Annotated in this window: 21 protein-coding genes and 1 tRNA gene; 11 read left to right on the plus strand and 11 right to left on the minus strand. The window is 59.9% G+C overall.

What is annotated here, in order from left to right; all coding sequences use genetic code 11:
* The first annotated feature begins 414 nt into the window (after window positions 1-414).
* Entirely contained in the window at window positions 415-726 is a 312-nt protein-coding gene (locus JEY66_RS12920) for a DUF736 domain-containing protein (RefSeq protein ID WP_026193178.1), read from the plus strand.
* A gap of 947 nt (window positions 727-1,673) precedes the next feature.
* On the opposite strand, the gene JEY66_RS12925 is transcribed toward JEY66_RS12920, so the two are convergent.
* The 5 genes from JEY66_RS12925 to JEY66_RS12935 all read right to left on the minus strand — a co-directional run bounded on the left by JEY66_RS12925 (window position 1,674) and on the right by JEY66_RS12935 (window position 5,254).
* On the minus strand, window positions 1,674-2,531 hold the full coding sequence (locus JEY66_RS12925; protein WP_157183475.1) for a transposase: 858 nt from the start codon (window positions 2,529-2,531) through the stop codon (window positions 1,674-1,676).
* Window positions 2,464-2,673, minus strand: coding sequence for a hypothetical protein (locus tag JEY66_RS45415; protein WP_369527299.1), 210 nt, complete (start codon window positions 2,671-2,673; stop codon window positions 2,464-2,466). Before JEY66_RS45415 ends, JEY66_RS12925 begins: the two co-directional genes overlap by 68 nt.
* Before the next feature lie 263 nt (window positions 2,674-2,936).
* Window positions 2,937-3,230, minus strand: coding sequence for a helix-turn-helix domain-containing protein (locus JEY66_RS45420; protein ID WP_157183474.1), 294 nt, complete (start codon window positions 3,228-3,230; stop codon window positions 2,937-2,939).
* Between the two features lie 100 nt (window positions 3,231-3,330).
* Window positions 3,331-3,924, minus strand: a complete 594-nt coding sequence (locus JEY66_RS12930; protein ID WP_018273148.1) for an amino acid synthesis family protein — start codon at window positions 3,922-3,924, stop codon at window positions 3,331-3,333.
* 706 nt (window positions 3,925-4,630) lie between these two features.
* Window positions 4,631-5,254 carry a glutathione S-transferase family protein gene (locus JEY66_RS12935; protein ID WP_018273146.1) on the minus strand — a complete coding sequence of 208 codons (624 nt, stop codon included), beginning with the start codon at window positions 5,252-5,254 and terminating at the stop codon, window positions 4,631-4,633.
* Between the two features lie 68 nt (window positions 5,255-5,322).
* Between JEY66_RS12935 and JEY66_RS12940 the strand changes: the two genes are divergently transcribed.
* Window positions 5,323-6,336, plus strand: coding sequence for a saccharopine dehydrogenase NADP-binding domain-containing protein (locus tag JEY66_RS12940; protein ID WP_080650409.1), 1,014 nt, complete (start codon window positions 5,323-5,325; stop codon window positions 6,334-6,336).
* Between the two features lie 15 nt (window positions 6,337-6,351).
* Here JEY66_RS12940 and JEY66_RS12945 read toward each other — a convergent pair whose 3' ends face one another.
* Together JEY66_RS12945 and JEY66_RS12950 are read right to left on the minus strand one after the other, a co-directional pair.
* Window positions 6,352-6,930, minus strand: a complete 579-nt coding sequence (locus JEY66_RS12945; protein WP_018273144.1) for a TetR/AcrR family transcriptional regulator — start codon at window positions 6,928-6,930, stop codon at window positions 6,352-6,354.
* 107 nt (window positions 6,931-7,037) lie between these two features.
* Window positions 7,038-7,514 carry an ester cyclase gene (locus tag JEY66_RS12950; RefSeq protein ID WP_198390644.1) on the minus strand — a complete coding sequence of 159 codons (477 nt, stop codon included), beginning with the start codon at window positions 7,512-7,514 and terminating at the stop codon, window positions 7,038-7,040.
* Between the two features lie 80 nt (window positions 7,515-7,594).
* Here JEY66_RS12950 and JEY66_RS12955 point away from each other — a divergent pair, with 80 nt between their 5' ends.
* The 6 genes from JEY66_RS12955 (at window position 7,595) to JEY66_RS12980 (ending at window position 12,584) form a co-directional block, all read left to right on the plus strand.
* Window positions 7,595-8,551: an NADP-dependent oxidoreductase gene (locus JEY66_RS12955; RefSeq protein WP_198390643.1), complete on the plus strand. Its 957-nt coding sequence runs from the start codon at window positions 7,595-7,597 to the stop codon at window positions 8,549-8,551.
* Between the two features lie 249 nt (window positions 8,552-8,800).
* A complete protein-coding gene (locus JEY66_RS12960; protein ID WP_244620900.1) occupies window positions 8,801-9,331 on the plus strand; it encodes a hypothetical protein in 531 nt (176 codons plus the stop codon).
* A gap of 18 nt (window positions 9,332-9,349) precedes the next feature.
* Window positions 9,350-10,141, plus strand: a complete 792-nt coding sequence (locus tag JEY66_RS12965; RefSeq protein ID WP_018273140.1) for an isocitrate lyase/PEP mutase family protein — start codon at window positions 9,350-9,352, stop codon at window positions 10,139-10,141.
* A 22-nt stretch (window positions 10,142-10,163) separates the two neighbouring features.
* Complete coding sequence (locus JEY66_RS12970) at window positions 10,164-10,775, plus strand: glutathione S-transferase family protein (RefSeq protein WP_026193176.1); 612 nt, start codon at window positions 10,164-10,166, stop codon at window positions 10,773-10,775.
* Between the two features lie 33 nt (window positions 10,776-10,808).
* Window positions 10,809-11,552, plus strand: a complete 744-nt coding sequence (locus JEY66_RS12975; RefSeq protein WP_026193175.1) for an alpha/beta hydrolase — start codon at window positions 10,809-10,811, stop codon at window positions 11,550-11,552.
* Window positions 11,553-11,573: 21 nt separating this feature from the next.
* Window positions 11,574-12,584: a zinc-dependent alcohol dehydrogenase family protein gene (locus JEY66_RS12980; RefSeq protein ID WP_018273137.1), complete on the plus strand. Its 1,011-nt coding sequence runs from the start codon at window positions 11,574-11,576 to the stop codon at window positions 12,582-12,584.
* A gap of 127 nt (window positions 12,585-12,711) precedes the next feature.
* On the opposite strand, the gene JEY66_RS12985 is transcribed toward JEY66_RS12980, so the two are convergent.
* Window positions 12,712-13,356 (minus strand): TetR/AcrR family transcriptional regulator, encoded by a 645-nt coding sequence (locus JEY66_RS12985; RefSeq protein WP_018273136.1) that lies wholly within the window; start codon window positions 13,354-13,356, stop codon window positions 12,712-12,714.
* Between the two features lie 147 nt (window positions 13,357-13,503).
* On the opposite strand from JEY66_RS12985, the gene JEY66_RS12990 reads away from it, so the two are divergent.
* The 3 genes from JEY66_RS12990 to JEY66_RS13000 all read left to right on the plus strand — a co-directional run bounded on the left by JEY66_RS12990 (window position 13,504) and on the right by JEY66_RS13000 (window position 18,359).
* Complete coding sequence (locus JEY66_RS12990; RefSeq protein WP_244620901.1) at window positions 13,504-14,583, plus strand: HlyD family secretion protein; 1,080 nt, start codon at window positions 13,504-13,506, stop codon at window positions 14,581-14,583.
* Between the two features lie 2 nt (window positions 14,584-14,585).
* Window positions 14,586-16,184, plus strand: a complete 1,599-nt coding sequence (locus JEY66_RS12995) for a DHA2 family efflux MFS transporter permease subunit (RefSeq protein ID WP_018273134.1) — start codon at window positions 14,586-14,588, stop codon at window positions 16,182-16,184.
* Between the two features lie 579 nt (window positions 16,185-16,763).
* Window positions 16,764-18,359, plus strand: coding sequence for a winged helix-turn-helix domain-containing tetratricopeptide repeat protein (locus JEY66_RS13000; protein ID WP_018273133.1), 1,596 nt, complete (start codon window positions 16,764-16,766; stop codon window positions 18,357-18,359).
* Between the two features lie 179 nt (window positions 18,360-18,538).
* Here the strand turns inward: JEY66_RS13000 and JEY66_RS13005 are convergent, their stop codons facing one another.
* The 3 genes from JEY66_RS13005 to JEY66_RS13015 all read right to left on the minus strand — a co-directional run bounded on the left by JEY66_RS13005 (window position 18,539) and on the right by JEY66_RS13015 (window position 21,400).
* The gene (locus JEY66_RS13005) at window positions 18,539-19,708 is read right to left on the minus strand and encodes a medium chain dehydrogenase/reductase family protein (protein ID WP_018273132.1); all 1,170 of its coding nucleotides are present in this window, start codon (window positions 19,706-19,708) and stop codon (window positions 18,539-18,541) included.
* A gap of 452 nt (window positions 19,709-20,160) precedes the next feature.
* A tRNA-Ile gene (locus JEY66_RS13010) sits at window positions 20,161-20,236 on the minus strand.
* A gap of 195 nt (window positions 20,237-20,431) precedes the next feature.
* A complete protein-coding gene (locus JEY66_RS13015) occupies window positions 20,432-21,400 on the minus strand; it encodes a Bug family tripartite tricarboxylate transporter substrate binding protein (RefSeq protein ID WP_026193173.1) in 969 nt (322 codons plus the stop codon).
* Window positions 21,401-21,477: the final 77 nt, after the last annotated feature.

Here is a 21,477-nt window from a genome sequence, read left to right on the forward strand (position 1 = left end):
ACATGTTGCCCAGTTTCCTTGCGTTGATCCGGGTTCGTCCTCTCCGTGATTGGTGCACGGACATCGGCTTATCTTCCACCGATCCGGCCTTGTTCGATGCTGTGACGTGGGCGGTCGTCATGAAAATCTCCGCCAGTTCGGTCATGGGCTCGCGTCCAACGCAGTCACGATTGGGCTGATCAAGCCCGGGGGCCGGCAAGGGCCTCGATCGCCTTCCCGCAACAGCTCACGCCTGCTTTTTTCCCCTGCCGCAAAGGGGGGCGGCATTCCTCGCGGGAAGACAAAAAAGCAGGCTTTCGCCGTCCTTCGCTGGCGCTTCGGGCCTTAAAGGCTGCGGGCCGATCGCTCCCCGGGCCAGGGATCGCCATCGAGGCTGCGATGGACGCGGCCCGAGCAAAACAGACGGAGATCATCATGGCGACCATCGGCACTTTCACCGCTTCCGACACCGGCTACACCGGTTCGATCAAGACGCTGACGCTCAACATCAAGGCCAAGCTCGTCGCAGCCGAGAAGGACAACGACAAGGCTCCCGACTACCGCATCTTCGCGGGCGCAACCGAGTTCGGCGCGGCCTGGAAGAAGACCGCCCGCGACAGCGAGCGCGAATATCTCTCGCTCAAGCTCGACGATCCGAGCTTCCCGGCCCCGATCTACGCCTCGCTGGTGAAGGTCGAAGGCGAGGAAGGATTCAGCCTGATCTGGTCGCGCCGCAACGGCGACTGATCATCCGGAATCATCGGCCCCGCCTCTTCGGAGGCGGGGCTTTTTTTGCGTTTCTTGCGTCGCTCTGATGAGAGCCCAAAAGCATTTTGAGTTCGGAAACGGGCTTCGCCGCGGGCCGAAAATGCGATCGGTTCGACGGATTTTGGCGCGGTGTTTTAGGCTCGGCGAACGGGAATTCGCGTCGGAGTGAGCTTCGAATTTCGATCGGCAGGCGTGAAATTGTGCCGGTTTCGCGAGGACAAATGACGTCTCCGCGCGTGCTCCTGGAGCTTCAATTGCCGTCAGTTTGTTGAGCGAAAGGACGCTGTTTCAGACTGCTTCGATCGAACACGCGACGGGTCGACCTGGCGATTTGAGCAAAGCCGGTCCAATCAGGCATGAGGACAGAGCAGGGTAAGGTGTAGGGCAAGATAAAAGCACTGTCGCCGAAGGCTGGCTAAGTGGTTGTCTGCACATCCAAGAGTTGGAGATAGCTGTGGTCATGGTGTCGCTACAAACTGCTAAACGCCTTGTCTCGCTGAAGAATAACGTCTGCATCGGATCGCGGGAGATTCTAAGCGTTGCGAGCGCATCGGAAGGAGCGCGCGAAACATTGCTGAGGAATTTCGTGCTGCTCGGAAGCATCGTCGCCAACACGAAAGCAGACCATGGTTTCTTATCGAACGCGTTGATGTTCGGAAACCCAAGCAGACCTGCTCCGCCCGTCCCCGAACCGCCCGTTTGGCCGAGAGAAGTCGCACGACGTCGTTGTCGCGGTGGCGCGCCAGTATGAATCTCCCGAGCCCCTCTGAAGACACGGTGGGGGCATGCATCGCGGAACGGCCATGACGGAGGCTCACGCTAAGGGCCAATCGTGGCCATGTCGTCGGTAGAGGCCGCCTTCCGTCTTACCGAGGCGACCTTTCCTAAATGCCGTGGCGCCTTGACCAAGGGAGTACCGCCACCGTTTATCCAAACCGAGGGTCTTTGCAGTTGTTTGAAGGAGAGAACTCGGTCGGCTCCCGTTCCTTGCCCCAGAGCTTGCCGCCCGCGCGCCGTGGATTGCCCTTGAAGTGAGCATTGCGTTCGCAAAAGTATCGGTCGATAGCCGCTTTAGCCTCGTCGATCGATCCATAGTTGCTGTTGTGAATGATGGCCCGAGCCATGCCGCTGAAGACCGACTCGATCACGTTGAGAAACTGCGCGCGGGCCGGAAGCGGTGCCGTGTCAATCTGTGGGCCGTTGCTCCCAATACTGGCGTTATGGGCATCGATATGTTCGAACAGCCTCTTAGAGACGTGCCAGGAGGCAGCATCCCAAGAAAGATAAAGCTTGGTGCGATCGCCGTACTTGGCAACGAGTGCGTCCAGCATGCGGATCATTTCGTCGGTGTTCTTCTTTAGGCTGTAGAAATGGGTGACCTGGTTGGATGCCAACTCAATGGCGGCGGTGACAATGATTGAGCCCTTCGATTGCTGCCATTGCGCTACAAAATGTTGTTCGCCGGGACCGATCAGCATGCGTCCAGGTTGTGCCTTGACCGCAAAGGGGCCGAATTCGTCTATCGAGAAGAAGGCTTCCCTGGCCTTGAGATCGGCGAGGATGGAACGGATACGTTGGAGCTTCTGCGAGAAATCGGGATCGTTGGAGGTCAGAACGATCCGCGCCTTGCGCCAGCGGTAGCCGGCACCTTTCACGATCGCGCGGATTACATCTTCGCAGGTTGGCTGCCCTTTCTCGCGCATCGCATGCACCAGATCAGCCATTTTCCAAGTTGTACGGTTGACGCCGAAATTGGCTGGCGGCTGGTGCAGGATGCTGAACAACGCCCTTTTTGACTTGCTCGCTGTCGAACTTGCGATGGGGGTTAATGCGAGGGGCGAACAGGCGTTCGGCTCCCCCTTCCTCGAACAGACGAACCGAACGTGCGTAGCTTGACCGGCTCTGCTTGAGAATGCGGCAAGCCACGCTTGTCCGCAGCCCACTCCGTGACGCGACTACTGCGAGTGCGCGACGCCGCTCAACGGGGCGGCCATTTTCGAGCTTCTCGACTAGGATCGTGAGATCGGGATGACTTTCAAGAGAAGCCGGCAGATCTTGTTCACTTAGGGGGGGTGCAACTGCCTGAGCAGACCCAAAAACCTGCCTGGGTCGAGAGAGGCTCTCAATTGGTTATGGCGGGCCAAGATCGCCGTAATGGTTGATGCCGCGGGCACTCCGGCGCAGCCCACTTATCGAAGATGGGATGCTATTTTTCGTCCGCCCCAGGTTGGGTGGTCGGCGCGCACGGTTAGAACGGCCGTTTCGATAGCCTCCGGACAGCGATGGGGCGTATGGTGCGGCCGTCGTGATTGGCTCTCCAGGCCTCTCGCGCCGGCTATCCGATAACGTTCCAGCGTTCGATAGCCCGTCTGCCGGCTGATATTGAAGCGCCGACAGAGGCTCGGAACGTTGGCATCCGGGGCGAGCGCCAGTTGCACGAATTCGCTACGGGCCTCGAGAAGCGTGTTTGACTTCCAAGGCATGCTGCACCTCTCCGGTCTGAACCGCGGGGCCGGCGGTCGACGATACTCGTGGTCCGGTGAACGATGGAGCGCAATCGTTGCGGGCGAGTAGACTGGGATGCTATAGGTTGCTGCCGAAGGATGCGACGAGTTTGTCGACTTCCCTCTGATCCGGACCCTTGCAGCGAGCGTTGACGCGCGGACCGGTGGCGTAGCCGATCCATAGTACGATCTCGTGCGGCCGCGGCGCGTCGTGGATGAGCACCGGGGTCGAGTCAAAGGCATCGAGGTCCCAACCCTCGTCCAAGGGCCCATAGATCAGATCGACGCTCGTGCCCGGCAGACCTACTTTGGCGTGGCCTGGAATATTAACGCGACCGCGTTTGATCGCGCGACGCATCGCCATGCCGAGCCTCGGATGTATCATCGCGGCGCCATGCTCGAGATCTCCTCCGATGCCTATCAGCGCCGCCTTGGTGTAGGCGCGCAACTGCGCTGGGCTCGCGCCAAGTGTCGCCAGCGCCGTCCTGGCGAGCGAAGCCCCAAGCTCGAGCGAGTATTCGATCAGGGGCTTGAGATCGGCACCGGCCGACGCGCCAGCGAGCGGGTTATCGAACACCGCGGCAATCGCAATGCGTCGCAGCGGAGGAGTGGCGGGCGCGCCGTACTCGCTGTGGATCTCCTCGATGAGAGTGACGGTCTTACGGATGGTCATGATGTACTTGCTCCTCTGGCGTCGATCCGTACCCAGCAGATACTATCCGCTAGGTCAGATGGACGAAGGGGTTGGCAGTACTCTTCGCGAGTCCGAAAGAGGCCCGATGCATGCCCTTGCTGCTATCGCCTCCAACTGGCTGGAGCACAGAACACATTCGATCAGCGCAAATACTGGTCTAGGGCCGATCTTTCCGAAGCCCTTTTAGGAGGACGTTGGCATCCGTGCGATTGCTTCCCGCACAAGGGAATGTGACCGCTCAAGACGGTGCAGGAAGGACTCCAAATCCGAGGCCGTCGCCTCTTCCATACGAAGATTTGCTTGAGTGACCATTCGAGCAACCAGATCGTCGATCGGTTCGTTCGCGGCCAACCCGCCAGCCGCTACTTCGACATGTCCAGCCGGAGCCAGTGTGATCGAAATCTTTGATCGCCCGAGAATTGCCGGCTCAGCGATCGACACCGGCAGCCGAACATCATGCCGGCTTCCGCGCCTTCCAGATCGGCGATGACCTTTGCAATCCGTGAGCTCGTGAGATTGCCATGGCGGGCACAGAACTGGTCGTTGAGCCGTTCCTCGGCCTTACGAGCAAAGTCCGAGCTATCGTCCGCGTAGTAGGTGACCGACTGGGTGACTGCCGGGGCAACTCCGTGGTTCGCCTCCAGATCGCGAAACGGAATGCCGACTGGTACCACGTCAAGTTCGACTATCCGGACCACGGAACGAAAGCTGCGCGTCGCAGCGGAACGAATTTCGGTAGGGACTCAATCCGAGTTATCCAGTCCACAACGCGCCGGAAATTGGACAGCTCTATGCCGGCTTCGTCTGAAAGCGCAGCGTAGCTGTAGATAGCAAGATCTCCTATCGTCGGGTTCGCGCCCGCCAAATAGGGCTGGGTTCTTAGATGGGCGTCAATGGACTTAAGGAGTCGGACTCCGAGCCTCTGGGCCTCCGACAAATCGGATTGCAAGCCGAACAGCTTGATGCTGCGCGCCTTTGCTATTCCGGAAGCAAGCTTGTCTGCGGCACGGCTGAGCCAGGTCGCGACACTTGCCAAGCCGACCGGATCAAGGGGAAGCCAATCAGTCCTGTTCTCTCGCCGTGCTAGATAGATCAGGATCGAATTGGACTCGGCGAGTGGCCGCTCGCCGTCTACCAACACGGGCACCTCGCCAAGAGGATTCAATCGTAGGAATTCCGGAGTGCGATGGGCGCGTTTGGCCAGATCGACGTCACGCAGTCGGTAGCTCAAGTCTAGCATCGAAAGCAGGAGTTCTACCCTGTGCGCGTGGCCGGATTGTGGATGACTATAGAGCGTGAGATGGGTCATTGATAATAATCATGGTTGACATAAAGACAGACAGGTCTGTATCGTTTCTGGCGTTACATGTCTAGGAGATGTTCAACGTGAGGAAACCAGCAGTCGTCGCAATCTATGGAGCTTCCGGACATACGGCCCAGCTGATTGCCCGTGATCTCCACCGGCGCGGGATACGGGCCCGACTGGGCGCGCGCGCGGCGAATGCTGGATCTGCAACTACGTTGAGCTATGAATTTGTCGTGTTTGATCTGTCGAACGAGGCGGGTCTAACGTCTTTTCTGGAAGGGGTTGAAGTTCTCGTTAATTGTGCCGGGCCATTTGGAGCGACAGCGCCAGTCCTTGCCGGAGCGGCTGTGCAGCGGGGAATTCATTACGTCGACATAACCGGTGAGCCGCCAGTGATTGAGGACCTCTGCAAAGAGCTGCATGACTCCGCAATTGCTGCCAATAGCTACATCATCCCGGCAACCGGTTTTTTCGGCGCGCTTCCGGACCTCCTTGCAACTGCCGCTCTGGGAGCAGTGCCTGACGCAGAACGGGTCAAGATCGCCTATTATCTGAGTTCCTGGAAGATGACGCGCGGCTCCGGGCTCGCTGCCGCAGGGCTTCGCGGGCGGCAATTCCGGTTTGAGCAAGGCGAAGTCATCAAGACTGAAGGTCCGCCGGTGATGTCACGCCATTCTTTTCCTGCGGCGGTGGGGGATGTCTCGGTTATCGATCACTATCCGGCCCCGGAGATCATCCTGTTGCCGCGGCATTTGGGCGTGCAGGAGGTCAAGGCTGTGATGAGTGCAGCAACTTTTGCTAATAGCAAGTCGGAGCGCGAGGGCTTCGACAGTACTGATTTTCTGATTGAGGCAGAAGTGGCAGGCGCCACGGTCACAAAGCGCGCGGTGGCGACCGGCCGCGATATCTATGGAGTCACGGCGCCTATCGTGGGAGAAACGGTCGATCGTCTGCTTCGGCTTCAAACTGGAGGCGGCGGTGTCGTCACATCGGCTGAAATTTTCTCGTCTTCGGAATTCTTGGGCTCAATCGCCGGCTGGTTTACGAGCCTGCAGATCGCGGGGAATCCGATACGTCCAAAATGAATCGGAATTGCTCCATCACGCGGAAGCGCCGATCAAGTGCTCGCCTGCCTTGACGAGATGCTTCGCCGGCCCCGATTTGGCAAACAGCAGGGTATTGATGAAAGCGCCATCGATAAGCAGAAGGAGCTGATCGGCGACCGTTCCAGGTTCATCGACGCCAATTTTCCGCACAAGGTCGATCAATCGTCGTCTGAGTTCCTGCTTGTTGCCGATGCAGATCGCCCGGCTGGCATGGCCGAGGTCCGGGAATTCCGTCGCGGCGATCTGGAACGGGCAGCCGCGGTACCCCGGGTTGGCGACGTATTGACTGATCCACCGCAGCTGCGCCAGCAGTTCTGCCCTCGGGTCGCCTTGATGTTTCTCAGCGCTCTTGTCCCATTGCGCCCAAAACAGCGTATCTCGTCGCTGCAGAAAGGCGGCGATTAGGTCGTCCTTGGTCGGAAACCAGCGGTAAAGGCTGGTCTTCGCCACTCCCGATCTCTCAACGATGGTATCGACGCCGATCGCGCGAATGCCCTCGCGGTAAAACAGCTCATCGGCGGTATTCAGGATCTTGTCGCGAACCGCAAGCCCGCGCTTCTGGGGAGATGACATGTTGCTCAATCCGTCATTCTGCTGCGAATGTGTTAATCGCTTGCCGCCTCGCTCGCAACCTATCAACGGCGGGCAACGGCCAGTCTTTGGGACTGGCCGTCATCCGGTTACGACCGCCGGTAAGCTTCAGCGGGGACACTCGCCTGGTGAGCCACATCCGCCAGATCGAAGTGGAAAGACTCCCACACAATCTTTCGATCCTTGAACCGGAACAGGATAAAGACTGGCGTGGTCACGCGGGCGCCGTTCGGCTTCTCCCCGCGAAAGGTGTAGGCAGGCGTGAAGCTGATCGTGCCCCAGCTGCAGAGCGTATCGCCGTCTGCTGCCTGTCCGGTCAGCTGCACCGAATAGTCCGGCGCAAACTTGAAAAAGATCTCGAGACTGCGGCGGAGTTCGTCGGCTCCCCGAGAACGGGCGCCCATGGGCGGCGATTGAAGAATCCCCTCCGGGTGGTAGATCGCGAGCGCCGCCTCAATATCTTGCTCGCTTTTCACTCGCGCGAGCTCCGAAACAATCCGCTTCATTTCATCGATGGTCGGAGTACTCGGTTGGTGATCGATAGTCATCGGTGTGGTCGTCAGCATGGATGTTCCTCCAAGGTTGCACTTGACAACGATACAGACAGGTCCGTATCGTTGTCAATAACCGAACATGGAGTAGTACCTTGCCCGAGACCCAGTTGATGATGCACGCCATCCAGCAGAATGAGTGGGGAGGTGTGGACCGGCTGAAACTTGTCGAAATGTCTCGCCCCATCCCTTTGCCGACAGAGGTGTTGGTCAAGGTGAAGGCGGCGGGAATCAATCCAGTCGACGTCTACACCGCGCAAGGCAAGGCCTACATGCGCGCGCTCAATCTTCCCTACGTTCCCGGGTGGGACGTCGCCGGTATTGTCGAGCAGGTGGGATACGGCACCACCCGCTTCAAGGTCGGCGATGAAGTTTTTGGGATGCCCTGGTTTCCGCGGGCAGCAAGCGCATACGCCGAATATCTGGTAGCACCGGCTCGGCATCTTGCGCTCAAACCGAAGCAGCTCAGCTTCGAGCAGGCCGCCGCACTTCCGCTTGCCGGGCTCACGGCATGGGAAATGTTGGTTGACATTGCCAACGTCGGACGTGGCGACAGGGTGCTGATCAATGGCGCAGGAGGCGGCGTAGGTCATCTCGCGGTTCAGATCGCCAAAGCGCGGGGCGCTCACGTCGTCGCCGTGGCAAGTGGCGCAAAGCATGGGTTTCTTCGAGAGCTTGGAGCTGATGCAACGATCGACTACACGACCGGCGCGGTTTCCGATCACGTCGATGATGCTGACGTGGTAATCGAGCTCGTCGGGGGTGAAATCTGCCTGCAGATGCTCAAGACGCTGCGCAGCGGCGGGCTGCTTATCAGCGCGCAGTCGGCGTGGGCGCCGCAGCTCAAGAACGAAGCCGAGAAGCTTGGGGTCAGAACCTCCTGGTATCTTGTCGAGCCTAACCATGTCGGTTTGGAAGCGCTGGCGCAAATGGCCGAGCAAGGTTCACTGAGGGTCGAAGTGACCGCGAGCTATCCGCTGGAGAACGCAGTCGAAGCCATGGAGCGAGTCGCTGGACGGCGGTCGACCGGAAAGGTCGTGCTGACCGTTTGAATGATAGCAGCGTGCTCGAAACTGACGGAGCCGAAATCTGGCTTGTGCTGGCGTGGCTCCATAGGTTCTGCCGGCTCAACGCAAGACAACCACGATCCGAGTCAATCGATAACCATGGCACCAACTAACTTCACGGCAGATGAGTGGTCCGCGAAGCGCGCGCGTGGGCGACCGCGTCAGTATGATCGTGCGCAGGTTCTGGACCGTACCATCGATGTGTTCCTGACGAGCGGCCTCGAAGGAGCCACTATGGCCGAGTTGAGCCGGGCGTCAGGTATCAATCGGCCGAGCTTACGTCTCGCCTTCGGAGCCAAAGAAAGCCTCGCTTGTGCTGCCGTCGAGCAGTATCGATGCAGGATTCACGCAGCCCTACGCCAGCTTTCCGGGGCGTCGCTGGAGGGAGCGGTACAAGCCATGTTCCGACGGTTTGTGTCGATTTACTTGTCGGAGGGAAAGGCAGCCGGGTGTCTGCTTGTCGTCCTCATGCCGGTAGTTGGCGGCCGAAATCCAACGGTGGGCGCTGCAATTGCAAAAGTGCAGCTTGAGATTCGTGATGCGGTAACGCTGCGCATGCGCGCTGCAAACTCCAAGGCGACGGCCGCAATCCTCACCAACGTGTGTATCGGCATGATTTACTGGCTGGCTGTGGAGGCGCGCGCGGGTGCCTCGTGCCAGGCCTTGAACGAGACTGCTGACGCATTCGCGAGACTGCTTCAGCAATGCAGCCGCTCTGGTGAACCGGCGGCCGGTTCTCTTATGGAAACTGATCTCTATCGATAGGAAGCAAGGGGGCGAAAAATGAAGACAAAGGACGCGAGGAGCCTGGCCGAGAGGTTCGCGCAACTGCATCGGGGGAGCAATCCGCTGGTTCTGGTGAATGCCTGGGATGCCTGGTCAGCGAATGTCTGTGAGGCCGCGGGCCATCAGGCGGTTGCGACGAGCAGCTTCTCGATTGCGGAATCACTAGGGTTCAAGGATGGACAGAATGTACCACTTGCACTGCTGCTCGCCGCTGTCGAGACGATCAGCCGCTCGGTATCGGTTCCGATAACGGTCGATTTCGAGGCGGGCTTCGGTGATACGCCGCAGCAGATCGGTGATGCCGTGGGGCGCGTAATCGAAGCGGGGGCGATCGGTATCAATATCGAGGACGGACTGTCACGAGGCGAACGCGTTCTGGTGAACGCCGAACAGCACTGTGAAAAGATCGCGCAGGCGCTAGCCGCGGCCAACCAGCGCGGTCTACCCTTGTTCATCAACGCTCGCTTTGATGGAGTCTTGCTCGAAAAGAAGCAGACAGACACCCTGATTAATGAAGCGATCAGGCGCGCCAGGCTTTATCAGACGGCAGGCGCAAGCGGACTTTTCGTACCCGGATTGACAGAGCTACCGCTCATCCAAAGGCTTGCCCGCTCGATCGACCTGCCCTTGAACATCATGATGATGCCGGGCGGCCCGTCCGTAGCCGAACTCGCATCTGCGGGTGTCTCGAGGGTAAGCCTTGGTCCCTGGCCGTTCGAATATGTCAGACGGGTGTTTCGGCGAACCGTCACGGAATTTGCGGACCAGTCTTCCGCCTTCTTCGCCTGAACCAGTGCGGCTGAGCGGGTCGATGGACAGGTTCTATTTCACCAGCTTCTCGTGCTCGATTGCGTCACTGGCGCTATTGATCGAGTGTCAGCATGTTTTCGAGCCGGTTCGACTGCAGATGACCGCGGAAGGCGCGGGCGAGGAGAGCTTTGCCGCTCTCAGTCCGCTTCGACAGGTGCCGGTTCTTCATGCCGGGGCTACCGTCGTGCGAGAGACTGGAGCGATCTTTGAGTACCTCTCACTCCAGCACAGGGGCTCAGCGTGCTTCGCGCGAACGGCTGACGAGCGGATCGCCGCGCTGCACTGGATCGGGTTTCTGGGCGGAACAGTGCATCCGCTCTTCAGGCTGTTGTTCAGGCCTGACCGGTTCATCGGCAACGAGGAGCAGGATCAGGGGAGCGCGCGGGCGCAGACGCGGCAATACCTTCTCCGCGTTCTTGTGGTGATCGAAAGCCATTTGGCGCAACGTGATTGGGTTCTGGATCGCAGGACGGCCATCGACTTCTACCTGTTTGTCTTCACGAGATGGGTCGGATTGCTTCGCATCCCGCTCAGCCCGGCTTTGAAGGATTTTCATCATCGGGTGGAATCGCTGCCCGCAATGCAGTTGGCGCTTGCCATCGAATCAAGGTGAACCTGGCTCTATCGGTCATCACAGGAGAGCGACATGCGTAAGCAGAACTTTGTTCTTGTGCACGGCGCCTGGCATGGCGGGTGGTGCTGGAGCCGAACCGTCGACTGCTTGAATCCATACAACGAATTTGCAGTGTTTGCGCCAACGCTGACTGGTCTGGGCGAACGGGGGCATCTGACATCGCCGATACCCACCTTGGATACCCATATCGAGGACATTGTTCGTGTAATCACCTACAATGATTTGCACGACGTGGTCCTGGTCGGCCATTCTTATGCCGGCATGGTAGTGACAGGGGTTGCGGATTTCCTTGGTCCACGCCTAAAGCACATCGTCTATCTCGATGCTGCGGTACCAGAAGAAGGGGATGACTTCGCATCACATGCTCCTGGAACAACGGCGGAAGAGGCCGCGAAGAAGCGCGAGTGGTTCATGTCACTTGCCAAAGACGGCGTGTGGATCGGGCCGCCCGATCCCAACCTGGCCGGCGTCAGCGAGCCGACCGACGTCGATTGGCTGAAGCGGATGTTGACGCCGCATCCGGTTGCGACGTGGTTGCAACCGGTACGGCTGCGGAACGGAGGGGCCGCAGGGATTCCGAAAACCTATATCCTGGCGACGAACCCGGCCGCCGAGATCATGGGTTATCCGAGACAGGCCGAACGCGCAAAGCGCGGAGGCGATTGGCGGTTCCGATCCATTGATTGCGGTCATGACACCATGGTCGTGAGGCCGAAGGAAACGGCCGAGCTGCTTGTCGAAGCCGCGACCGCCTGACTGGGCACGTGTGAGGCAAACATGAAAGCTTACGCCTACGTCGACCGCATTGCGCTCGAAAGCCTGGTTGAGATTGATCAGCCGGATCCCGCGCCTGGCGAGTTCGACATTGTGGTCGCGATGAAGGCTGCGGCCTTGAACTATCGCGACCTCGCCATCGCCGACGGCGACTATCACATCGAAGTGCGGCCGCCGCTCATTCCAGTGTCGGATGGCGCCGGCGAAGTCGTTGCGGTCGGCAAATCCGTCCGGCGCTTCCGCGTCGGGGACAGGGTGTGTGCCGCCTATCTTCCGGACTGGAAGGATGGTCCGATCCGGCGAGAGGCGGCAGCCCGGCGGCTAGGGGGACCCAGCAGCGGTGTTCTGCGAGAGCTGATGTGCGCGTCCGAGGAGGACTTCGTCATGGCGCCCCGGCATCTTTCGTTCGAAGAGGCCGCAACGCTTCCGGTTTCTTCGGTGACCGCCTGGCAGTCCTTGTTTGTGAATGGATCAGTGAAGCCTGGTGACAACGTACTTGTGCAGGGGACTGGCGGCGTCTCGATTGCAGCGATCCAGCTGGCGCGATCGGCCGGCGCGCGGATCATTTCGGTTGTTCGAAACGAAAAGCACCGGGAAGCCCTGCAATGCCTCGGAGCGTCGGACGTGCTGCTTTCCGGAAACCCAAATTGGCATCGCCAAGTATTTGAGCTCACGAGCGGCATCGGCGCCAACGTCATCGTCAATGTGGCAGGTGGGGAGACAGTGTCTAAAAGTCTGCTGGCCGCTTCTGGCGCAGCGACAATTCACCTCGTCGGATACGCCTCCGGCAAGATAATCACATTCGACATCTTCGAGGCTATTCGCAGAGCTGCGAAATTCCTTGTCGCCGCAGCGGGCAGCCGAGCAAGCTTCGAGGCGCTCGTTAGGGTACTCGAGCTGGAAGAAATTCATCCGTTGGTCGCGCAGCGTTTTCCTGTCCAGAACCACGGGGAGGCGATGGATAGCTTGCGACGGGGCGGGCACATTGGAAAACTCGTCCTGACATTTGGTTGATCGTTGACAGAAGCGCAATGACCGCGACACGGTGCTCCGCGTGAGCGCAAGCTAAGCTTGCGCCGATCATGGCCGGCCGCTACTTTTTGAACACTTGGCAAGCGCAAGAAATGGTCGAGACCGATCCTCACGAAGCTCGCTCATCGCGCCGCGCACCGTCCATGAAAATGCTGACAGCAGAGCGCACAGCCGCGTCGGCTTCGGCGGGAGTGGGACGAGACCGCAATCCTAACACTACCTGAAGATGGAGGTCGTCGCGGATCATCCCGAGGAAGTGCTCAGCAAGCCTCTCGCACTCGCCCTCCACCAGCCCCCATTTCTTCGCGTTCTCGCGAAGGACAGCTCCAAGCCTTGCGCTCGCCCGCCCTGGCCCCGCAACGAAGAAGGTCTTACCGAGTCCTGGAAAACGCGCGCCTTCGCCCACCACGGTGCGATAGAGCTGAAGCGCTTCAGGAGACATCACAACGTCAATGTACCGGCTGCCGACCTCGTAAAGAGTCGATGCAAGGTCGTGCCGACGGAAGCTTCCCTCCGCTAGCGGTGCCATGGCGCGAGCCGTGATCTCCTCCACTATCGTCGCGAACAGCTGCTCCTTGTTGCCAAAATAGCTATAGATCGTCCGCTTGGACCCTCCGACCTTCGTAATGACCTCGTCAATGCTCGCTCCGGCAAAGCCAGAGCGGAAGAAGACTTCCGTTGCGGCTTCGAGAAACTCCGCGCGCCGCGCGTCCTTTTTCCCGGAAGCACTCTGAGGACCATCAACTTCAGTCAAAATCGTACACCTTTCTACCCCGCCTCTGACTCGCAGCTCGAACTTCGAACCATATCGATCTTAACTTGACCGTGTTTCATCGGTTAGGTACGGTACCGTACCGTAGCATATCTGATGACAAAAGCAAGGAAGCCTCGGATGGCCCGAATGGGAAAGCGCCAGATTGCAATGGGAGCGACCGCATTTGCGGTTGCGGCTGGCTTTGGTTGGGTTCGGTGGGAAAACGCGCGTTCCCGGGAGAGCACCGACAACGCCTATGTCCATGGAGATATTACTGCGATCGCCCCAAAGGTCTCAGGCTATGTCTCCGAGGTTCTCGTCGAGGATAATCAGTCCATCGCGGCGGGAGCCATACTTGTCCGCATCGACGACAGGGATTATCGCACGCAGCGGGATCGCGCCGCCGCCGCAGTCGCTCAGGTCGAGGCAGCGATCGAGAACCTTGCGCGGCGCAAAGCGCTGCAGCGCGCCGTCGTTCGAGAAGCCGAGGCCTCATCACAGATGGCGCAGGCGGACTTTGAGCTTGCGGACCGCCAGTTCGGGCGAACGAGCCGCCTCATGCAAACAGGCGCAACGTCCGAAAGTGTACATGACGCCGCCGTCGCCGGTCAGAGCAGAGCGAGAGCCGCGCTGACACGCAGCCAGGCCGCCATCACAGCCGCCCGCGAGCAGCAGACCGTCCTAGAATCGGAATCTGGTCAGCTCTCAGCGCGGCTGGCCGAAGCGCGAGCCGGCCTTGCTCTCTCCGAAATTGCTCTTTCCGAGACCGTCATTCGCGCGCCCATCGCAGGCGTGGTTGGCAATCGCCGCGTGAGGGTTGGTGAGTTCGTGCGCCCTGGAGGAGGCCTAGTTTCGATTGTGCCGGTGGATAGCGTCTGGGTCGTTGCGAACTTCAAGGAAACGCAGATTTCGCGCATGCGTGTTGGGCAGCAGGCCGAAGTCACAGTCGACGGCTATCCGGGCGCAAGGGTTCGCGGCACGATCGACAGTCTCTCGCCAGGCAGTGGTGCGGCCTTCAGTCTTATTCCGCCAGATAATGCGACCGGAAATTTCGTTCGAGTTGTTCAGCGCGTCCCAGTCAAGATCCGTCTTGATCGAGAGAATGCCCTTCTCGGCCGGCTCGTACCGGGGATGTCTGTCGATGTAACGGTGGAGCTGCCGGCGCGAGCATCTGTGGAGCGGACGGCTCAAGATCCTGTGGTATCGCTCTTTCGCGGGGCGAACTAGCGATGAGCAGTACGAGCAGAACCGTCGGCGTCGTGCCGCTAGCTAAAGGCTCCGCCCAGGCTTGGATCGTACTTTTTCTACTGACCCTCGCCACCGCGATGGACGCGATCAACAGCTCGGTGCTGGTGATAGCTCGCGGCCACATCATGGGTACCGCTCACGCTACGCCCGATGAGGTCGCATGGGTCAATATGGCCTACCTCGCGTCAAAACTCACCGGATTTCCCGTTGCTGCATGGATATGCTTACGCGTTTCTTCGGGCGCTCAAATTCTTGCCGCGACTTCAGTCTTACTAGCTGCGTCCGTGGGCTGTGCGTTGACCGAGCATCTCGGCACACTCATCGTGTGGCGCATCATCCAGGGGCTCGCTGGTGCGCTCCTTCTTGTCTGTAGCCAACTCCTCCTTTTCCAACTGTTCACGCGGCGACAGCAAGGCGTCGTCCAAGCGCTCTTTGCGTTCAGCGTCATTATGGCTCCCACGACGTTGACACCTGTACTGCAGGGCTGGGCCGTCGATACAGGAGACTGGTCCTGGATCTTCCTCGCGAATATTCCGCTCGGATTGTGCGGCTTGGCCGCTCCGCTGCTATTGCCATCCGATCGGGTAGCCGACGATCAAAAGGAGCCATTTGACTGGATGGGCGTATGTCTCCTGGCGGCTGGAATGACCGCCATCGTGTTTGTCACCCAAGAGGGCAGTCGACACAATTGGTTTGACGAGCCGGAAATCGTAAAGGTCACCATCGCCGGGGCGATCGCAATGACCGCCTTCATTGGATGGTTATTTGCATTACAGCACCGTGGTTCCCTGATTAAATTTGCACCATTCCGCGACGAACACTTCAGTTTCGGCTTCCTCGTGAGTTTCGTTGCCGGATGCGCGCTGTTCGGTAGTGCTTCTATCATTCCGGCCTTCGCGACGAACGTCTTGGCGATGTCTCCAACCTACGCAGGCCTTCTGCTCTTGCCGAGCGGATTGCTCGTATGCAGCGGCCTACTCCTTGCCGGCTCGACCATTCAATTCTTCTCGCTTGATCCGACGCGGCCGATACCGATCGGCATTCTGTGCTTCATGGTGGCGATGTGGATGATGTCGGGATCGACGTCCCAAAGCGGCTTGCCCGATCTCGTACCTGACCTTCTCCTACGCGGTTTTGGTCTCGGTCTCCTGTTCGTATCCCTTACGCTCGTGACGTTGAACGGACTCAGCGGCGTTGCGCTCGCCCATGGCATTGCCGTGTTCAATATGGCTCGTCAACTGGGCGGGCAAATCGGCATCGCCTGGCTTGGAACGTACCTAGATCATCAGAACGCGCTGAATCGCACGGTCCTGTCTCAGCACATCGATGCGGCCAATCCGGCTTTCATTCAGCACCGGGACGCCATTGAGGCGACGCTGATCGCGAGAGGATTCAACCCGGAAAGTGTCGCAGAAGCTGCCGTCGCCATCATCCAGCAGCATCTTTCGCAGCAGGTTGCGACACTATCGTTCAACGAGTGTTTCCTTGCGGTCGCCCTATTATTTCTCGGCGCTGCACCGATTCTGATCCTATGCAAGGTGCTGCTGCTTCGCTATAGGCCTCATGGACACGCGCAATGAACATGGATGTCGGATTGCTACACTTGTTGCGATTCAGCGTCTGCTGTCGGCAGGTAAGTTTTGCGCAAACTGCGTTTTGGTTGAGCGGCGGGAGCTAACCTGACCTCGAATAGGGCAGGGCTCTTCCTCAGCGGTTCGGCCAAAGGCACCTTCGGGTGAAATGCACCAAAACTCTTTGCCCTTCGCCGTAACTCTTTGAAATCACGGCAAAAGCGTCCGCCCTCCGAGCGCGCCATAATCCAAAGCGCAGATACGTTGCCGCTAATGGGCTTCACACCGGCCGAACATTCGGCTCAGAATTACGCCCGAGATGTGGCCGCTTGATACGTCTGAGCGACGGTGAAAAGGGACTGAGTGCCAAGCTACATGTCTGCATATCGAGCGATAGGGGACAACCGCCCTTGGTCGGACACTGTCGCTTTTGACCCATACCGGAAGCCGGCATCTGTGCTACGACGCGGCTGGCCGTGTCCAACTCAGACCGTCGACCACCAGGACCCGGCGAGCACACTTGATGTGTTGCTTTTACTTTCCTTACCGGCGGCTTATTCTTCGTGCTCCAAGTGTTGCTAGGGTTCGATGACCGTAGACCGCCTAAAGGGATTGGCAGTGCGCTATCTTTTCGGGGAGTACGCATTCGACGTCGACCGGCGCGAGGTACATCGTGGGGCAGACATCGTCTCCGTCGCGCCCCAGGTTTTTGATCTGATCAATTACCTACTCCGCAACCGGGAACGAGTTGTCAGCAAAGACGACCTCATCAAAGCCATTTGGAATGGGCGCAGCGTATCCGACGCGGCTCTGACAACCCGCCTGAATGCCGCCCGGATTGCGATCGGCGATTCCGGCGAGGAACAGCGCTTCATCAAGACACTGCCGCGCAAGGGCTTCCGTTTCGTCGGAGCAGTCCAGGAAGCGCTGGACCCGTTGGGGACGCAGCAAGTTACCGAAAACCGGCAGGTAGAACTTCAACAACCCGACCTTGCGCTCCCCGACAAACCCTCCATCGCTGTGCTGCCATTTGAGAACATGAGCGGCGATCCAGAGCATGAATTCTTCGCCGAAGGCATGGTGGAAGAGATCATCACTGCGCTCTCGCGCTTCAAGTCGCTGTTCGTCATCGCGCGCAATTCGAGCTTTACCTTCAAGGGCCGGGCGGTCGATATCAAGGAAGTCGGGCGAAGGCTCGGCGTGCGGTATGTCCTCGGGGGGGCTGTGCGGAAGGCGTCGGGGAAAGTTCGCATCACAGGACAGTTGATCGATGCGGTTACTGGCGCGCATCTATGGGCGGACCGGTTTGAGCGTGACCTGATCGACGTCTTCTCTCTTCAAGACGAAGTTACCATCGCCGTCGTCTCGGCTATTCAGCCAAAGATGCTTCAAACAGAAATTGCAATGGCGACGCGGCGGCGACCGGAGAACCTCACTGCCTATGACTGTTTTCTCCGAGCCATGCACCAATACCACCTGACGACCCGCGAAAGTTTGGCCGAGGCGATCAAGCTGGCTCATCGCGCTTTGGAGCTAGACCCGAGGTTCGGCTTTGCGGCGGCTTTGGCAGGTGACTGTCATGCGAGCAACGTCGCTCTAGGCTATGCCAACGATCCCCAGTTCGACCGCGAGGAGGCAGTGCGGCTCGCTCGTTTGGCATTGAGGATCGATGATGGTGATCCGGACACGCTGTCAAGGATTGCCGTAATCTTGGCGGGCACGGTCGGCGATAGCGAAGCCGAGATCGAAATGGCTGACCGGGCGGTCGCGCTCAACCCAAACTCATGGCGCACTTGGAATAACAGAGGCTGGGTCTATGTATTGGCGGGACTTCCAGAGGAAGCAATGCGAAGCTTTGAACGCGCCATTCGCATGAGCCCCGTGGACCCGCTGCTGCACATGACGTTTATCGGCATTGGGAATGCCCTTATGAGGCTTCGCCGCCTTGACGAGGCGATCGTAGCATTTAAGAAAGCGCTTCGGCACAATCCCTCCTTCATGCCAGCTTACCGCGGCCTCGCGTCCGCCTTCGCCCAGCTAGGACGCGACGCTGAGGCGCACGAGGCGGCGGCGCGCGTGCTTGAGATCGATCCCGCCTTTACAGTATCGGCGTGGATCGCCCAGGTCCCCAAACACTCAAAACGGTTTGTTGAGGGTCTTCGGAAAGCCGGATTGCCCGAATAGCTCGCTGCGCAGGATGGACGAGGCGATTGAATGACTGCTTCTTGCCCTCAGCCGATGCTTGCTCAGAATGCCGCTATGTCCGCTGTCGGGAGGAAAGCCGACCAAGGTCGAGCGGGCGTCGCGGTCCGCTTGTGACCCAACTCGGACATGCAGACTTCGCTGCGCCGCTACGCGCGTGCTTAGCACGGCAGAGTCCTAGCATGCCGGTAGCGAAAGTAACGCGCGACTCCGAAATAGGTGGGGCCTTGCGATACTCTTTGCACCGTCGGATGCGGCCCCTCGTTTGAGGAAGCTGTGGGCGTTTCCTGCCGAGGCGCTCGATGGCTCCGTGATGGGAGGTCAGGACAAAGGACGAGCTTGCCCTCAAGACCGCCTGCTTCGAGGCGACGGTGAGCCTCGGCGACCTGGTCGAAGGAGATCCGCCCGGCAACGCGCGGCCGGATGGCACCCGTTGCCAGAAGCTCGAATAATCGCTGCAAGTCCTCCTTGAACCAGGTGGGATGTCGCGCTCGCATCGCATTGACTGAGTAAAAGCGGGCACGCTTGCCACCAGGCAACAGCCTCCACAGGTACAGGCGCGCAATCTCCATCACGATAGGAAGCATGCGACGCTGTGCCTGCACGCTCGCGGAGAAGCCAATGGCGCAGAGCAGACCGCCGCGCTTGAGCGCCGCGTATGAGCGGCGATAGCCGTCTTCGCCAACGCCGTCGACGATGATGTCGAACCCGCCCGGCAGCACGCGCGTGAAGTCCTCGCGCCGGTAGTCGATCGGCGTTGCGCCTAGCTCGCGGACGAGCGCTGTGTGTTCGCCGCGAGCGGTGCCCCACAGCTCGAGGCCGGCCAGCCTCCCGAGCACGAGCAGCGCCTGCCCGACGGCGCCGGCAGCGCCATGCACGAGCACGCGCTGGCCTCGCCGCACCCGGGCGGCACGGTGCAGAAGCTGGTATGCGGTCGTCCAGCTCAAGATCAGCGTGGCCGCTTCCGCCGCGTCGAGACCCTCCGGCACGCGGGCCACGTCGTTTGCCCGGAGCGTACGATAGTCGGCGTTGGATCCGACCACCGTCATGTCGGCCACGCGGTTGCCAATCTGAAGGTTGCGCACGCCTTCGCCGAGCTGATCGATTTCCCCGACGACGTCGTAGCCCATCACGAACGGCGGCCTGAGGCGCATCGTTTGAGGGTATAAGTGGCGCCTGATCAACACCTCAGTGTAGTTGAGGCTCGACGCGAGTACACGAACCCGCACCTCGCCCAGTCCGGCGGACGGCAGGGGAGCGTCGACGACCTCCAGCGTCTCGGGATCACCGAAGCTCCTGACTTGAACAACTCGATTGCGGGGCTCAATCATAAGCGATCTCCTTGCGTTCTCGTAGTCCAGAGCAAGGATAGGCAGAGCTCCGCACACTTTGCGGACTTATCGCCACGTCGGCAAGAATATGGCCAGCCTGAAATTCTGCCTTGATTCAGCTCAAATCAGCCAGTCCGCGCGAACCATGGCCCAGTAGAAGCCGAAGGTCCGCTACTGGGCCCTTAGCGGACTTGATTGGCGTTATGGCTGACTTCCGCTTTGCCGGAGCAGCCGACTTCACCGCCAAAGGGAGAGACTCCTTCTGTCTGTGCCTCTGCGTCGGCCGAAGGCGACGATCGTGGATGGCACTGTCGCGTCCACTCATCAGCAGGTGAGCTTGCCTGGCGTCGTTGCGAACTTTCGTGTGAACGAAAACAGCACGTATCTGGTGCGGTTTCTGGTGCAGTCGTCGCGCTAGGGGCAATGAGAACCCCGTAAGATATTGATCTCATTGGTGGGCCCGGCAGGACTCGAACCTGCAACCAGACCGTTATGAGCGGCCGGCTCTAACCATTGAGCTACAGGCCCCGCCGCCTTGCGGGCCGCGGGGCGCGGCCGGCAACGGTGCGGGCTCCGTTTACAGGGTGACTGCGGTTTCGGCAATGCTGCCCCCGCGTCCCTGTGCCGTCGCCGCCGGGCCAGCCACGTCTTGCGGCCGGCATGCTGGAACAGCGGCCGGGCAGCCATCTTGCCTAGGCCTCCGTCTCGCTGGCGACCGGCGCCTCAATCCACCGAGACGCCGGCAAACTCGACGACTTTGCGCCATTTCTCGGTTTCGTCGGCCACCAGCTTGCCGAATTCGGCCGGGGCCATCGGCTTCGGGATGCCGCCGACTTCGGCAAGTCGCGCCACGAGCTTGGGATCCTTCAAGGCTTCGCCGACCGCCGCATTGAGCGCATCGACGATCTCCGGCGGGGTGCCCTTCGGCGCCGAGATGCCGTAGAAGCCGACCGCCTCGAATCCCGGCACGGTCTCGGCGATCGCCGGCACGTCGGGCACGCCCGCCCAGCGCTTCGGCGAGGTGACGCCGAGCGCGCGGACGTTGCCGCCGCGGGCCTGCTCCAGCGCAGACGGCAGATTGTCGAAGATCAGCTGTACCTTGTTGGAGATGATGTCGGGGAAGGCGATCGCGGATCCCCGATACGGCACATGCAGCATGTCGCACTTGGTCATCGCCTTGAACAGCTCGGCCGACATGTGCACCGAGGTGCCGTTGCCCGAAGAGGCATAGGAGATCTTGCCGGGATTGGCCTTGCAGTAGTCGATGAACTCCTGGACGGTCTTCACCGGCATCGCGTTCGAGACCACCAGCATGTTGGTGAGCTGCATGATGCTCGCGACCGGAGTGGTGTCGCGCAGGAAGTCGAACGGCAGCTTCTTGTAGAGCGAGGTCGAGATCGCGTTGTTGGGCGCGACGAACAACAGCGTATAGCCGTCAGCCGGCGAGTTGATCGCGGCGGCGGCGGCGATGTTGCCGCCCGAGCCGGTGCGGTTCTCGACGATGAATTGCTGGCCGAAACGATCCGACAGCCACTGGCTCATGATGCGGGCGACGATGTCGACCGGGCCGCCGGCGGCAAACCCGATCACCCAGCGCACCGGGCGGTTCGGATAGTCGGATGCGGATGAGGGGGCAATCGAGGCGAGGCAGCAAATCAAACCAAGCAAGGCAGCACGCACGAACCGGATCATCGTCTCTCCCGTCATTTTCTTGTGACTGTTGCCGGCATGGTTTCACAAAACGCTGGCTTTGCCTACGACGTCGCTCG

Source organism: Bradyrhizobium elkanii USDA 76, assembly GCF_023278185.1.
GTDB classification, from domain to species: Bacteria; Pseudomonadota; Alphaproteobacteria; order Rhizobiales; family Xanthobacteraceae; genus Bradyrhizobium; species Bradyrhizobium elkanii.